This window comes from Chryseotalea sp. WA131a, from assembly GCA_025370075.1.
In the GTDB taxonomy this organism is placed as follows: domain Bacteria; phylum Bacteroidota; class Bacteroidia; order Cytophagales; family Cyclobacteriaceae; genus ELB16-189.
The window spans coordinates 4,204,448-4,217,493 of the sequence record CP073016.1 but is presented as its reverse complement, the minus strand read 5'-3'; the positions used below and the strand labels follow the sequence as shown (position 1 = coordinate 4,217,493).

The window sequence follows — 13,046 nt, the reverse complement described above, 5'->3', positions numbered from 1 at the left end:
TCTACTTTGGTTGAAAATGCTTTTCAATCCGCAGCTTCACGTTCTCTCGAATGTTCATCCAAAATAAATTCATATCGGCACGGTGCCAATTGGTATTTTTTACAAATGCCCGGCCACGGATGTAGGGTTTGTTAATCCATAGCATACCATCTTGGTTTTGCGCATCGGCTGCTTGCGGAGCAAAAGTAAAATGTAACCCCACTCCACCTAGGTTTAATTCTTTAGAAGCAAACTCTTTGCTCGAACTCCAAAGCAAAGGATTAGTAGATTGAGAGCCTTTGTAGTAATCGTTGTACCGGCTGGGATAAAATCCTCTTCCAAACGTGCACCAACTCGCCCAAACGCCTACCTCATCTGGCTTTTCGGTTGGCTTGATGGTCGCAAATGCGTTGGGTGAAACAGCACGACCAACCAGGTAGGCCATCACCAACTGGTTTTTTAATTCCTTTCCATCAAAATACTCTTTCAACAATCGCTCCGCATGCACCGTACCCTGACTATGGCTCGCAATCACAATGGGGCGGCCGTTGTTGTAATTCTTTAAATAGTAATCAAAGGCAGTGCGCACATCGTCATACGCTAAGTCGAGCGCACGCTTGGCATCGTCTCGGTTGGTGGTGATGAAAGCATGATAATGCGCTTGCCGATAATTCGGTGCGTAAATTTTACACGACCCGTTGAAAATGCTTGCTTGGTTCAAAATCGTGCTCAATTGGGTTTTGGTGTTCAACACTTGGTCGTTCACGTCTCCGTTCCATTGATATTGATCAGTGGGTGTGTACGTAAAAATTGTGGGGTGGATAAAAAATACATCTGCCTTGGCGGTAGCTTGTTCATCTTTCAAATTCGATTTAAGCGGCATACTATCGGCTGCATCTTTTTTGGTTGGAAGCGATGCCCAGTGATTCGGATTGCTGTAATCTGGTTTCGGTGGCACGGGCGATTCATCGAAATGGACTGAAAGAGTTTTGATTTTTGGGGAGCAAGCTATGAAGCAAGTTGCCAGAAGAATAGCAGAAAATTTATTCATGATGAAGTGTATTTTTTGCCACGGATACGCAGATTTAGTCCGAAATTTTCTTCCTTATCTGCAAATCTGTGGCTATCCTAATTTCACAAATTAGTAACTAATTTTAGGGCTCTCCAAATTATCATTACTGCATGAACCACCGCCTTACCCTCGCGCAAATTGAAGAAGCCCACCACATCATTGACCCTGTATTTATCAATAGTCCGCAATACGAGTGTGAACCATTGAGCAAGCTGCTAGGTTGTAAACTGATTTTAAAAGTAGAAACCATCAACCCGATCCGCTCCTTTAAAGGGCGCGGGGCGGATTGGTTGGTAAGCCAATCTATTGACGATCATTTGGTATGTGCCAGTGCCGGAAATTTTGGTCAGGCGATGGCGTATGCTTGTCGCAAGAGAAACATCAAATGCACGGTATATGCCAGCGTTTCGGCCAACCCATTTAAAGTTGAGCGCATGAGATCGTTGGGCGCAGAAGTGATTTTGTTCGGCAACGATTTTGATTCGGCAAAATTGGAAGCAAAGCGAATGGCAGCAGACCTTAAGTTGCGTTTTGTAGAAGATAGTCAAGATATAGAAACCTTGGCGGGAGCTGGAACCATAGGCTTCGAGTTGCTAAGTTTTACTAAATCACTAGATGCGCTGCTGATTCCATTGGGGAATGGAGCATTGCTCAATGGCATCGCTCGGGTATTCAAAGAACTTAGCCCGCAAACTTCTATCGTTGCCATTCAAGCGGAGGGTGCATCGGCTATGATTGATTCCTGGAAAAAAGGTGAAATGGTTATTTACCCAACTGTTTCTACTATTGCCGATGGCATTGGTGTGCGATTGCCCGTGCCCCAAGCTTTGATTGATATGAAAGATTTAGTAGACCATGGTCTTTTGGTAAAAGAAGAAATCATCCTTGAGGCGATGAGGTTATTGCACACGTATGGAGGCATAGTGGTTGAACCTTCGGGGGCAGTAGGGTTAGCAGCTATTCTAGAAAATAAAAATCTCTTTGCTGAAAAAACTGTGGCGACCGTAATTTGCGGGAGCAATTTGACGGAAGAGCAAATGAAGAGATGGTTGAGTTAATTAGTCAACCAGTCCCTCTTTCTTGCGCTGTTGCTTTACAAAGTTCTGACCAAAAGATAGTTTTTTATTGAGCGCAGATTTTTCGTCTATCACACGCCAAAAGGGTGCCACTTTGTTCAGCGGTGTACCCTTCTCAATCTGCTCATGTGCCGCTTCTGAAACAATTCTCAAAAAAATCCCAGAAGTAACGGGGCACGTATAATCAGCACCATACTCTATGGCTAAGTCTTTTCGCATAGTGGCTAGACTGCCGCTTTTTCCTTTTGGGATTTGACGCACGTAGTCATCAATAATTTTGGGAGTAGAGATGAGCATCTTTGCACCTGCCGGAATATCCGCAAAATCCTTCTCCACCTTTTTTACGATGTATTCCTTGGTAAGGTCGTTCACCTTGTCCGTCCAGGTTTTGCCCTTACCAGGCTTCATGGTTACCTTCTTTGTTGACTTTTTTGCCATACAACTTGATTTTATTTTTCAACCAAACTTCTCATTCCCTCAAACACCATCTTCCAGTTTTGCTCCGTGTGCTCTCGGCCTTCTTCGGCTACACCATCTTGAATAATCTGCACATTCGTGATGCCATCCTTCTCCGTCACTCGGTAGGTAATGGTTTGATAGTTCTCGGGCTTATCTTCCTTGCCCGACATGCTGCTCCAATAATCATATTGCAGCATGCTCTCGGATTCAAATTTAAGCACAGTGCCTTTGTCTTCATAGGCTTTTCCTTCCCACTCGCCAACAAAACGGATGGGGCTACCCACATTCCAATCTGTGATGAGACTAGTGCCAAAGAAATATTGCTTAACTTCAGTTGGGTCGGTGAGCGCTTTCCACACGCGGGGTTTCGGAGCATTAAAATCGATGGAGACTTGAGCCGTGAGATTGGATTTCATAAGAGTTATAAATTTATTTTAGTGGTGCATTCATGTCAATGCGTTAACTCGTGGCATTCAAACCCATACTGATTGAGCAATTGTATAGCCAGCTGCGGTTTCACACTGCTCGACATAATGCGAAGTATTCTGTCTGTATCGTCCAGCGCAAAATTCCACTTGCCATTACCCGCCAATGAATCGATCTTAGGCTTCAGGCTTTGCACTTGCTCTATCGACTGCACGGAGGTTGAAAAAACGAGTACGTTCATAGTTTAAAGTTACTTGGTAGAAGGTGAGTAGGTAACGATATCGATGCCAATTCCATTCGGATCCACAATGGCAAAGTGGCGGTCGCCCCACGGTTCATTGCGCAACTCAAACGCGAGCGGCACATTCATTTTCTTCATCCGCTGAAAAACCTCGTCCACATTTTCCACTTCAATGGTCAAGTATGCTCCCTTCCCTGCAAAGGCAGGCTTGAACAGTGGTTGCTGACTTTCGTGATTCGGAAGAAGAAAACTAATCTGGTCAGTGCCCCCAGGGGTTTTCATCAACAAGTAAAAGTCATTTTCAAAAACCACTTCAAGATTAAGCACAGAGTTGTAGAATTTTTTCGTTTCTGAAATCTTGGAAGTAATAAATCCGGCATTCAGTTTCATCGTGTTATTGGTTTGTGCTTTCGCGGATATAGTGATGAGGCATGCCATCGCGGCCAGCACACCGAGTACGATTAATATCTTTCTCATACCAAAAGTATTTACTACTTAATGCCCATTTGAATTTCAGTAACATTAGCTTCAGGATTTACAAAGTCAGCGTTTACATACAACTCCCTCGTAACACCAATAGGTTGTAATTGCTGCCCGTCCATAAATTGCATCAGTTTTGCATAGCTCTTCGGAATCTCCATCCAGCCGCCTTCGTGCGTAATGGTAGCGCACTTAAATTTTTCGGTACGCTTAAAGTGAAATGCACCATCGTACTCAGCAGGAATTTCGTTCACAGGCAATGCTACTTCAAGCGTAAAGGGTTGTGATGCATCACCTGTAAAACCGAAGTAGTGCCAATGCACAGGGCCAGACACTTGGAGATTCAAGCGCACGGCCTCATGAAACAAATCTTTAGCCACTGGAATGAAATTAGCCAAGTCTGCAAGCTTGGTTTCGGCACGATGAAATAGAAAATTGATTGGCTGAAATTCATTGACCTTTGGTGTGTTGTTGGTTTTCATAAAGAAAATTTAGATACGAGTGAATATAAAAATGGCAGTGAGGTGTAAAAAAACAAAAACAGGTGGCATTACTTCTTTCAGATTGTCCTTTGCACGAATGTGTGAGAAGATCGCCCCCAATAAAATAGTGGCGGTGATGCCAATGGCCAGAAGCCTTGTCTGCGGAAAAAGTAAACCGAAAGCACTAACCACTTCACCCAACCCAACCAATTTCATAAACCACATCGGATATCCCAATCTAGTAAACAACTCGATTTTGTCCTTTTGGCTCACGAGTTTAGTGTATCCAAAATAAAGAGAAGGCACTGCCATTGCCGTGAGCAATAGCCAGAAAAGAATAATTTTAATTTCCATGGTTGATTAATTTTTATGCTAATCAACGATGCCCCACTGACAGCCCTATGTCAGTATAAAAAAAATTTATGATTTTTTTTCTTAGCGAGTGACAACCCTATGTCAACAGGGTTGGCTTTTTGATCCTTTCAACGTGATAGCAGGAATCCCACCCCAAACAAAACCACAAACAAGAGCGTTGATAGCGCCATTTGCTTGAGATACGGGTCTAATTCATGTGAAGGCTTTTGCGAGATGGAAACACCATTTTTGATAAACAGCGGAGCAGATAGCAAGAATAAAAACTGCCAAGGCGATTGATAATTGATGATAGCGTAAAGTATGGCCGTCATTAGCCCACCCATCAATAAAATCCAATGGTAAAGGGTTGCCTTCTCTTTGCCAATCCTTACAGGAATGGAATATTTGCCAGCCGCCCAGTCCGATTCGATATCGCGAATGTTATTGATGTTAAGCACCGCGATGGAAAACAATCCACAGCTAAGTGCAGGCAATGCCTCTTTCCAACTGATGGAGTGTGTAAACAAAAAATACGAGCCCATCACACCCACCAATCCAAAAAAAAGCAAAACAGAAATGTCACCCAAGCCAATGTAGCCGTACGGTTTTTTTCCAATGGTGTAACCAATCGCAGCCAAAATGCTCAACAATCCCAAACCAAAAAAAGTGGTGAAGCCTTTCCAATTGGTGCCAAACGAAATCCACAACAACAAAAGTCCGCTAACCAAGCTTAACAAAACAAAAGCAATAACAGCATTGCGCATACTGGCCAGTGAAATAGCCCCTGACTGCACGGCACGCTGCGGCCCTTTGCGACCCGCATGATCCGCACCGTTTACTGAATCGCCATAATCATTGGCCAGGTTAGAAAGTATTTGAAGAAAAATGGTGGTCATGCAACATAATGCAAAGATAGCCGCATCAAACTTTTGAGCATAAGCCGCCAAAAAACCGGCCATGCTAATGCAGGATAAAGAAAGCGGCAACGTGCGTAATCGAAACGCACCAACCCAGGCTTTTGCGTTCATAGTGTAGAATGCCCAAATATACAAACGGAATCAACAGACTGTTTGTATCTCGAAAGTTTGTTTATTGAAAGTGACCGAACCGCCTGGCTGCTTGCCCATCATCAATTTCCCAATAGGCGATACCTGAGAGATTGCCAAGCATTCAATACCCTTCACAGCTAACTTACCTACCGCAATGCCCATGTAAAAGTATCCTTGATTGGTTTGCACAAGGCTTCCGAATTCGATAGTTGTAGAATTTTTATTAGGGTCCATACGGCTGAAGGCTTCTTTCATCTTTGTTGCTTCAGCTACTTGTGTGGCGGCCTTATCGCGTTCTTGTTGCGCCATTGCCCGTCCGGTTTCGTACTTATCGCCTGCACTGCTTTTTTCTTCTTGGTTGGCCGATGCTTGCGCATCGCTCATGGCCATTTGCGCCATTGACAATCTTTCGTCAATTACGTTTTTGCAAGCAGCGTGAACAAGTAGTTTTAATTGGCCAAGTTCCATTTAGGCTATGCTTGATAAAGCTTGAGGCTCTTTTGATACGCTGCATAAGCGCCAAGCGAAGTAACCACCAACGACACCACCATGAAAGCCGGAATGTAATACAACTGGCTTTCATCTTTGATGTATAAAGTCAAGAACATCGCACCAATAGAAATGACTCCGGCCATGATCGCGTAAACTTTAGTGTTGTAATACCATGCATAGGGGAAAAAATGAGCACCCGTTATCACCACATAAACAAATACAAAATACTCAGGACTCTTGATCAAAACGAAAACCAAAATTGGGAAGTAAAATAACTGTGCGAAGTTGAGCCAAAGTCCGAGAGACTCAAGCGGGTTGTTTTTCACTACCCATTGTGTTTTGAATACTTTTGAAAATACCCACGCCAAGGGCAGCATCGCTCCGCCCACGATAAAAGTCAAAACGCATTTGTCGTAAGTCTTGAACGAAAGCGTCCACACAATGGTGATGAGGGTCCACACCACCGCTGCGGCTACAATAAAGTTCACTCCATTTTTGGCCTTTACTGAAAGTTCGACTTTGTAGTGGTCTATTGAGTTTGTATACATAAATAAAGATTGGTTACTAAATACCCAGTAACGATTTTAATTTTACGTATCCCGTCTTACTCACGGGAATTTGAGCACCGTTGCGCAAAATAGCCAAATGGGTTTCTTTTTGGTACGGTTCTATTTTGGTAATTTGGTTGATGTGCACGATGTAGCTTCGGTGTACGCGCACAAACTGTTGGGGGTCTAAGCTCTGCTCGTAAAAATTCATGGTTTTATTTTTAAGGAAAGGGCCTTCCGCAGTTATGATTTTTACATAATCGTCATCGGCCTCCAAATATTGAATGTCGTGGACAGGAATGATTTTTACTTTGCTTCCGGTTTTTACCACCACGCGGTTTTGTTGCGCGGCAGTGGCCGACATGGTGTTGAGTACGCTGTCTATCTGCTGTGGAGCAGTTGGAGCTACTTTGCTTTTCCACTTCAACACTGCTTCGCGAAAGCGCTCCTCCGGCACTGGCTTCAGCAAGTAATCAACTGCATTTGCTTCAAATGCCTTGATGGCATAAGAATCGTAAGCAGTTATAAATATTGCGGAAGGTTTTGCATCCACCAGCTCCAACATTTCAAAGCCGTTGATTTTGGGCATTTGTATATCCAAAAAAATCAGATCGGGTTTGTGTTCTTGAATGGCCTTTACACCTTCAAAGCCATCGCCACACTCTTGCACTACTTCTATGTCATCAAAATGTTTTAGATAGGCTTTAATGATTTCGCGTGCAAGGGGTTCGTCATCGATGAGAATTACTTTGGTCATAATTGGTTGCTGGATACTGGTTACTATACATAGCGACTTAAATAATGCAGCATAATTTATGTATTGTTTCATTTGGCTTTCCCCACTCTTTCATTTGTTTTTTTATAATTAACTCTACTTCGCCCAGTGTGGAGAAATATTTATTGTGGGTACATTTCCTGCGTGTTATCTTCCAAACCCGCTCAATATTGTTTAGATCGGGACTGTATGGTGGCAAAAACATTAGGCCGATTTTATCCTGGTTTTCCGATAGCCACGACTTCAACAAAATAGCATGGTGATATCTTGCGTTGTCCAGAACCACGATCAATTTCTTCCCGCGTTTTCTTGTCTTGAGGACTTTTTTTAAGAACGCCAAAAAGGTCATTGCGTTGAACACTTTGGTTAGCATTGTTGTCATCTGTCCAGTACTTGCACTTACCACCCCGAAAAGTGATATGGTTTTCCGTGTGGGGGCATGAAGCAAAACGGGGTCTTTATCTTCGGGCGGAAACCACATTTTGCACCTTGAACCATGCTGCTGAAAATGACATTCATCCTCAAAACGCAAATCGTTATTTTTGTTTATTGCCATCAAAAGGAGTTTTTTTAAAAGCCTTTTTGGCTTTTGGGTCTCCATTTGCAATTAGTGGGCGCGGCTTTCGTAGTCGAAATCCCATCGAATTAAATATCCGTTGGCATTGACGGACGCCCAGTTCAACCTTATACTTTTTTTTAAGGTGGGCGGACATCAACTTACCATCCCAAAAATTCTGTCCATAAGAAAAATCGACAGGGCTTTTGCGTAAGTCATCACCTAATTGTTGCCATTGCTTCTCGCTTAGACTACCAGGCCGACCTGACTTTCCTCCTTCTGCCAAACCAGAAAACCCTTTGCTGTTAAAACTTTTTACCCATCTCTGAATAGTAGTAGGGGATTGACCAAACAATTCTCCCACGGTATAACAATCATAGCCGTTAAGAACCAACAATAAACCGTGTAGCCTATGATCGTACTTGGAATCATCCGATCTGTGTATCTCCTGTTGGATGGCTATGTGCATGTTCTTGTCGTCTTTAATAAATAACCGTTTCATTTGTCTTCATTTTTAGTTTGTTGAAAACAAAGATAACAATTTAATAATTATACTGCATTACTTATGTCGCTGTGTATAGATACTGGATGCTGGATACTTGTTGCTAGTTTTTGCTGCAAGCTGTTCATCTGTAAATCTATCATTTTCTTTGTGATGACTGCAAGCCTCAAGCTGCTCTTCGCTAAACAAACCAGTGCAATGCAACTAGCTCCTTGCTGGTATTGCGCAGCTTGTGGTATGAGGCCTGCAGCCTCTCGCCTCGTAAATATCAATCATACTTCTCTGGCAAAATCAATCGCACAATAAACTTACTTTCTTCAATGCGTGTTGTCAACAAATCGTTTCGCGAATAAAGTAAGTACAACCTTCGCTTCAAACCACTCAAACCAAAACCACTGCCTTCGGCCGGCTGCATGTCTTCATCAAATGGATTGGAGATTTCGATGAGCAACGAATCTCCTTCGCGTTGGGTGTGTAAGTGAATGATCACTTTATCAGTAGTACCATATAAACCAAACTTAATGGCATTCTCCACCAATGGCTGTAACAACAACGGGGGAATGAGCCACATTTGAATTTGTTCATCCAAATTCATTTGCACTTCTAGCCGGTGGCCAAAGCGAACCCGTTCGATGGACAAATACAAGCGCAGATAGTCAGCCTCTTGCGCCAGGGTAATCCATTGTTCGTCCGCACGCTTGAGTGTGGCGCGCAAAAAATCTGAGAGTTGCTGCACCATCTCGCGTGCCTTGGGAGGCTGCACCAATATCAAGGCATTGATGGAATTTAAACTATTGAACAAAAAATGTGGCTGCAATTGCAGTTGCAGTTTTTGGAGTTCCGCCTCGCGCGCCATGCTTTCGGTAGTGGATTGTTGTTGCAGCGAACCTTCCAACTCAAACGAGCGATTGTAGAACAAAAGGATCACTCCCGCTGCACCAATGAATACAAAAATAATCGCTCCTCTTACGGGAATGGATTGACTTAAAAATGCCAAATAGGTTTCGTTACCATTTCCAAAATATTCCAAAGCAGGTAATGCAATCCAATAACACAAACCTGTGAGCACCAGCGCGAGGCCCGCCACAAACTGATACTTGCCGGTTTTGGGTGTGTATTGAGTGACGATGAGTTCCATAACGATACACGATAGCAACGTCCAATTTACAGAGATCAATGCATCCCAGGCCGACAAACTCAGTTCAAAACCAAACCATCTGTGGAGCAGCCATGTTTGAAAACCCCAAACGAAAATACCTGTAACCAAAATTGGCAATCGCTTTACGGCTTTGGGTGATAGTTTGAATTGCATTGAAAATGAAGGATTAGGTACTGGGGGAAGATACAGAAGCTTTGATGGATAGAGCAGAAAGATAATCACTTACATTATTTGGTTCACATGTCGATGAGTAAATTTCATCTCCATCTTCCATTGATGTTACCGGCAACACTTCTACCACATTCACAAATTTCCAAACAACTTTTTCATTCTTGGCATTTACTAATTCATGCTCCAACAATCTACCCACTATACTTGCCTTCTCGCGCGCCCATCCCAATTCATCCGCCCGTATCAACCGAAGTTGCTCATCGAATTGTGGTAGGTGATTGCCCGCTCCGCTTATTATTTGATAGACAAATTTTGCGATGTACCAGTTCACTTTAAAAAAGATGTTAGAATTCAGAATGTTACCGTCTACCGATTACCACTTACTGATAACTGCTTACCAATCACTAATGGCTCTTAATCTCCACTCCGCCAAACATGGCGAAACCAGTTAACACAATTTTCTTTTCAGGGCTGAATGAAGTAGGTACGCTTCGCTTATCATCCACACCACCCAATACGGCCGTAATGTCTGATTTCAATTGCCAGTTGGCCGGGATAATGATTTTGGTTCCGCCAAAAAGTTGAACAGTATCAATCACCACATTTCCGTTTATATCTGCTTGGCTCAAATCGATTTCCGTTCCGCCAAAGATGCAAAACGATTGTCCACCTTTAAATGACTTGGAAAATACTTTGCGCTTTGCCCCGCCAAACACAGCAGTCATATCAAAGTAGTCGTCATCGCCACCATCTAGCGTGATAATTCCGTCACCTTTCATCCCGTTTTTTTTCCTGGCTTCGCGTGCGGCACCACCCAACAAGGAACGGCCTACTATAAACCCACCAACAATCATGATAGCCAATGGAAAGGCATACCTATCAAAATCGTAGGGGAAACCAGGGATGTCATCAATTAAAAAGAAGCTGCCAACTAAAATCAAAATTAACCACCCAATACCTTCAAATTTTTTGTTGATACCAATGATCACGCCCAGCGCAATCAAGAAAGTTTTCCACGAAAACAGCCAACGGGGAAAATCCAGCAGGTCGAGCCGATCAAATAACAAAAAGGATCCGATGGCCAAGATTATCGCACCAGCCCACACGCTGTTGCTGATTTTTTTAGGTTGCTCATTCATAATGATTAAATTTTATATCAAAACTAACGGAAAGAGTATCTTAGAGATACCCGATTTAGGCGAGCGTTGGCAAAATGTCGGTGAAACCGGAAGGTGGAGGGGGTGAAAAGGGTAGTTAGTAAATGGTGTGTAGTAAGTGGTAATTGGTGTTCAGTGCTCCGTTTGCCAAGCACAGGAAACAAAAGTGAAATTCTTAATAATTATGTTGGCAAAATGCCATCAATTGAGTAGGTTTGTGATGTGAATGTAATCAAAAGGCAAACGCTGCTAGAATTTAGTGACAAACACGCTGATGCTAGGGTTGCGCTGAACACTTGGTTTTCGGCATGTAAAAAGGCTGACTGGAAATCGTACAACGAACTTCAAAAAGATTATCCGGAGGCTTTTCCCGTTGGAGATAACCGAGTGGTGTTCGATGTAAAAGGAAATAAGTACCGATTGATAGCGGGTGTTTTATTTGTTTTTAAGCAAGTACAAATCAAATGGATTGGTACGCACGCAGATTACGATAAAATTGATGTTAAAACGGTTAACCGATAATGAATATGTGGACGATACTGCAAAACAAAAAAGAATACCAAGCTGCGCTTGATCGGCTAGAGAAACTTTCTGAAAACCCTCCCGATGTAAAATCAGACGAAGGCAGAGAGCTCATGCTACTTGGCTACTTGATTGACCAATATGAGGAAAAAGAATTTCCGATCAGGAATCCCAATCCTATTGATGCCATTAAAGTGCGCATGAATGACCTTGGTTTACAGATTAGTGATCTGTTGGATGTATTTGGTGATCGAGGAACAGCATCAAAAGTGCTGAGCAAAAAACGGGGATTATCTTTAGCTATGATCCGTTCATTGGCCGATCGATTGTCTTTGCCATTGAATGTACTCATACAGCCTACAAATAACCTGAAGTCTTACAAAGCTAATTCAACGATGGCCAGTGCCATGGAACAGAAAGCAGTGTACCAAAAAAGGAAAAAAACTACTTCGTGATCTTATCAACAATCTCCTTATCAAGTGGCTTCACTTTGGAAGGAAAGAAACCCACCACGTTACCCGTTTTATCGATTACATACTTGCAAAAATTCCACGAAGGTGATTTTCCTGATTTGGCTTCTAGCCATTTGTAAAGAGGCGATTTGTCTTTGCCCTTAACGGAAATTTTTTCAAACATTTGAAATTTAACACCATAGTTTTTTTGACAGAAAGTAGCAATCTCTTCATTGCCTCCCGGCTCTTGCCACAGAAAGTTATTGGCAGGAAACCCCAATACCGTTACTTTATCGCCATACAACTCGTGCAACTTTTCTAAATCTTCGTATTGATATGTGTAGCCACATTTGGAGGCAGTATTCACAATCAACAAGTTCTTTCCTTTGTATTGAGCAAAATCAATTTCCTTACCGTCTAGCGATTTCATCTTAAAATCGTAAATAGAGCTTGACACACTTTGTGCTTTTACGGTGCTAAGTTTTTCTGAAAGGAAAGTCAATAAGCTCATAACAAAAATGATTATCAATGTGACAAACAAAAACCGTTTCATTTCAATTCGTTGAGGATGGCGTCATCACCTGGATTGACACCGGAGGCAAAAAACTTTACCGTGCCATCTGGCTTTACTAAGTATTTGCAAAAATTCCATGTGGGCTCTTTACCGGTTTTTTCTTTTAGGTATTGATACAACGGGTGCTGGTCATTCCCTTTCACTGAAATCTTTTCAAACATTTGAAAAGTAACGCCATAGTTCTTTTTGCAAAAAGTGGCAATCTGTGCGTTGGTGCCCGGCTCTTGGCCACCAAAATTATTAGCCGGAAAACCGAGTATCGTCACTTTATCGCCAAACTTTTCATGCAGCTCTTGCAAATCGGCATATTGGGGTGTGTAGCCACATTCCGATGCGGTGTTCACAATCAACAACGTTTTGCCTTTATATTGGGCAAAATCAATTTGTTTACCCTCTAGGGAATTAAGTTTGAAATCATATAAATTTGTCATAGGCAGAAGTAGAAGCGCAAGAAGTATGGTAAGTTTCATAAGAATTCAATATACCATTTAACAATCAAAACAAGAAATGGTTAAGTGAG

21 protein-coding genes are annotated in these 13,046 nt (G+C 42.5%); 3 read left to right on the top strand and 18 right to left on the bottom strand.

The genetic code is table 11. The features are described 5' to 3' along the window. Position 1 precedes the first annotated feature (1 nt). Entirely contained in the window at positions 2-1,030 is a 1,029-nt protein-coding gene (locus tag KA713_19390; GenBank protein ID UXE66578.1) for a DUF3089 domain-containing protein, read from the bottom strand. A 131-nt stretch (positions 1,031-1,161) separates the two neighbouring features. On the opposite strand from KA713_19390, the gene KA713_19385 reads away from it, so the two are divergent. Beyond that, the gene (locus KA713_19385; GenBank protein UXE66577.1) at positions 1,162-2,109 is read left to right on the top strand and encodes a threonine/serine dehydratase; all 948 of its coding nucleotides are present in this window, start codon (positions 1,162-1,164) and stop codon (positions 2,107-2,109) included. Here KA713_19385 and KA713_19380 read toward each other — a convergent pair whose 3' ends face one another. From KA713_19380 to KA713_19310, 15 genes are all read right to left on the bottom strand, one after another. Beyond that, entirely contained in the window at positions 2,110-2,535 is a 426-nt protein-coding gene (locus tag KA713_19380; protein ID UXE69199.1) for a hypothetical protein, read from the bottom strand. It abuts the gene before it with no gap. Between the two features lie 41 nt (positions 2,536-2,576). Then, positions 2,577-3,002: an SRPBCC domain-containing protein gene (locus KA713_19375; GenBank protein UXE66576.1), complete on the bottom strand. Its 426-nt coding sequence runs from the start codon at positions 3,000-3,002 to the stop codon at positions 2,577-2,579. A 35-nt stretch (positions 3,003-3,037) separates the two neighbouring features. Next, positions 3,038-3,253, bottom strand: coding sequence for a hypothetical protein (locus KA713_19370; GenBank protein UXE66575.1), 216 nt, complete (start codon positions 3,251-3,253; stop codon positions 3,038-3,040). A gap of 9 nt (positions 3,254-3,262) precedes the next feature. After that, positions 3,263-3,730, bottom strand: coding sequence for a VOC family protein (locus KA713_19365; protein UXE66574.1), 468 nt, complete (start codon positions 3,728-3,730; stop codon positions 3,263-3,265). Between the two features lie 14 nt (positions 3,731-3,744). Further along, positions 3,745-4,215, bottom strand: coding sequence for a GyrI-like domain-containing protein (locus tag KA713_19360; protein UXE66573.1), 471 nt, complete (start codon positions 4,213-4,215; stop codon positions 3,745-3,747). A 9-nt stretch (positions 4,216-4,224) separates the two neighbouring features. After that, positions 4,225-4,569 carry a DoxX family protein gene (locus KA713_19355; protein ID UXE66572.1) on the bottom strand — a complete coding sequence of 115 codons (345 nt, stop codon included), beginning with the start codon at positions 4,567-4,569 and terminating at the stop codon, positions 4,225-4,227. Positions 4,570-4,697: 128 nt separating this feature from the next. Continuing rightward, positions 4,698-5,597: a 1,4-dihydroxy-2-naphthoate polyprenyltransferase gene (locus KA713_19350; GenBank protein ID UXE66571.1), complete on the bottom strand. Its 900-nt coding sequence runs from the start codon at positions 5,595-5,597 to the stop codon at positions 4,698-4,700. 30 nt (positions 5,598-5,627) lie between these two features. Beyond that, on the bottom strand, positions 5,628-6,086 hold the full coding sequence (locus KA713_19345; protein ID UXE66570.1) for a 3-oxoacyl-ACP synthase: 459 nt from the start codon (positions 6,084-6,086) through the stop codon (positions 5,628-5,630). 5 nt (positions 6,087-6,091) lie between these two features. Continuing rightward, the gene (locus KA713_19340; protein UXE66569.1) at positions 6,092-6,658 is read right to left on the bottom strand and encodes a hypothetical protein; all 567 of its coding nucleotides are present in this window, start codon (positions 6,656-6,658) and stop codon (positions 6,092-6,094) included. A 16-nt stretch (positions 6,659-6,674) separates the two neighbouring features. Continuing rightward, complete coding sequence (locus tag KA713_19335; GenBank protein UXE66568.1) at positions 6,675-7,415, bottom strand: LytTR family transcriptional regulator DNA-binding domain-containing protein; 741 nt, start codon at positions 7,413-7,415, stop codon at positions 6,675-6,677. Between the two features lie 37 nt (positions 7,416-7,452). Next, entirely contained in the window at positions 7,453-7,989 is a 537-nt protein-coding gene (locus tag KA713_19330) for an IS630 family transposase (GenBank protein ID UXE66567.1), read from the bottom strand. Next, positions 7,970-8,491, bottom strand: a complete 522-nt coding sequence (locus KA713_19325; GenBank protein ID UXE66566.1) for a transposase — start codon at positions 8,489-8,491, stop codon at positions 7,970-7,972. Before KA713_19325 ends, KA713_19330 begins: the two co-directional genes overlap by 20 nt. 268 nt (positions 8,492-8,759) lie before the next feature. After that, the gene (locus KA713_19320) at positions 8,760-9,803 is read right to left on the bottom strand and encodes a histidine kinase (GenBank protein UXE66565.1); all 1,044 of its coding nucleotides are present in this window, start codon (positions 9,801-9,803) and stop codon (positions 8,760-8,762) included. 13 nt (positions 9,804-9,816) lie between these two features. Next, a complete protein-coding gene (locus KA713_19315) occupies positions 9,817-10,152 on the bottom strand; it encodes a DUF4288 domain-containing protein (GenBank protein ID UXE66564.1) in 336 nt (111 codons plus the stop codon). Between the two features lie 73 nt (positions 10,153-10,225). Further along, positions 10,226-10,960 carry a hypothetical protein gene (locus KA713_19310; GenBank protein UXE66563.1) on the bottom strand — a complete coding sequence of 245 codons (735 nt, stop codon included), beginning with the start codon at positions 10,958-10,960 and terminating at the stop codon, positions 10,226-10,228. Positions 10,961-11,200: 240 nt separating this feature from the next. On the opposite strand from KA713_19310, the gene KA713_19305 reads away from it, so the two are divergent. Beyond that, a complete protein-coding gene (locus KA713_19305; GenBank protein UXE66562.1) occupies positions 11,201-11,500 on the top strand; it encodes a type II toxin-antitoxin system HigB family toxin in 300 nt (99 codons plus the stop codon). Positions 11,501-11,505: 5 nt separating this feature from the next. Next, the gene (locus KA713_19300) at positions 11,506-11,955 is read left to right on the top strand and encodes a transcriptional regulator (protein ID UXE66561.1); all 450 of its coding nucleotides are present in this window, start codon (positions 11,506-11,508) and stop codon (positions 11,953-11,955) included. Here the strand turns inward: KA713_19300 and KA713_19295 are convergent. Next, positions 11,945-12,505, bottom strand: coding sequence for a glutathione peroxidase (locus KA713_19295; protein ID UXE66560.1), 561 nt, complete (start codon positions 12,503-12,505; stop codon positions 11,945-11,947). The genes KA713_19300 and KA713_19295 overlap by 11 nt on opposite strands. Continuing rightward, a complete protein-coding gene (locus tag KA713_19290; GenBank protein UXE66559.1) occupies positions 12,502-12,996 on the bottom strand; it encodes a glutathione peroxidase in 495 nt (164 codons plus the stop codon). The genes KA713_19295 and KA713_19290 overlap by 4 nt, the downstream gene beginning before the upstream one ends. Positions 12,997-13,046 lie beyond the last annotated feature (50 nt).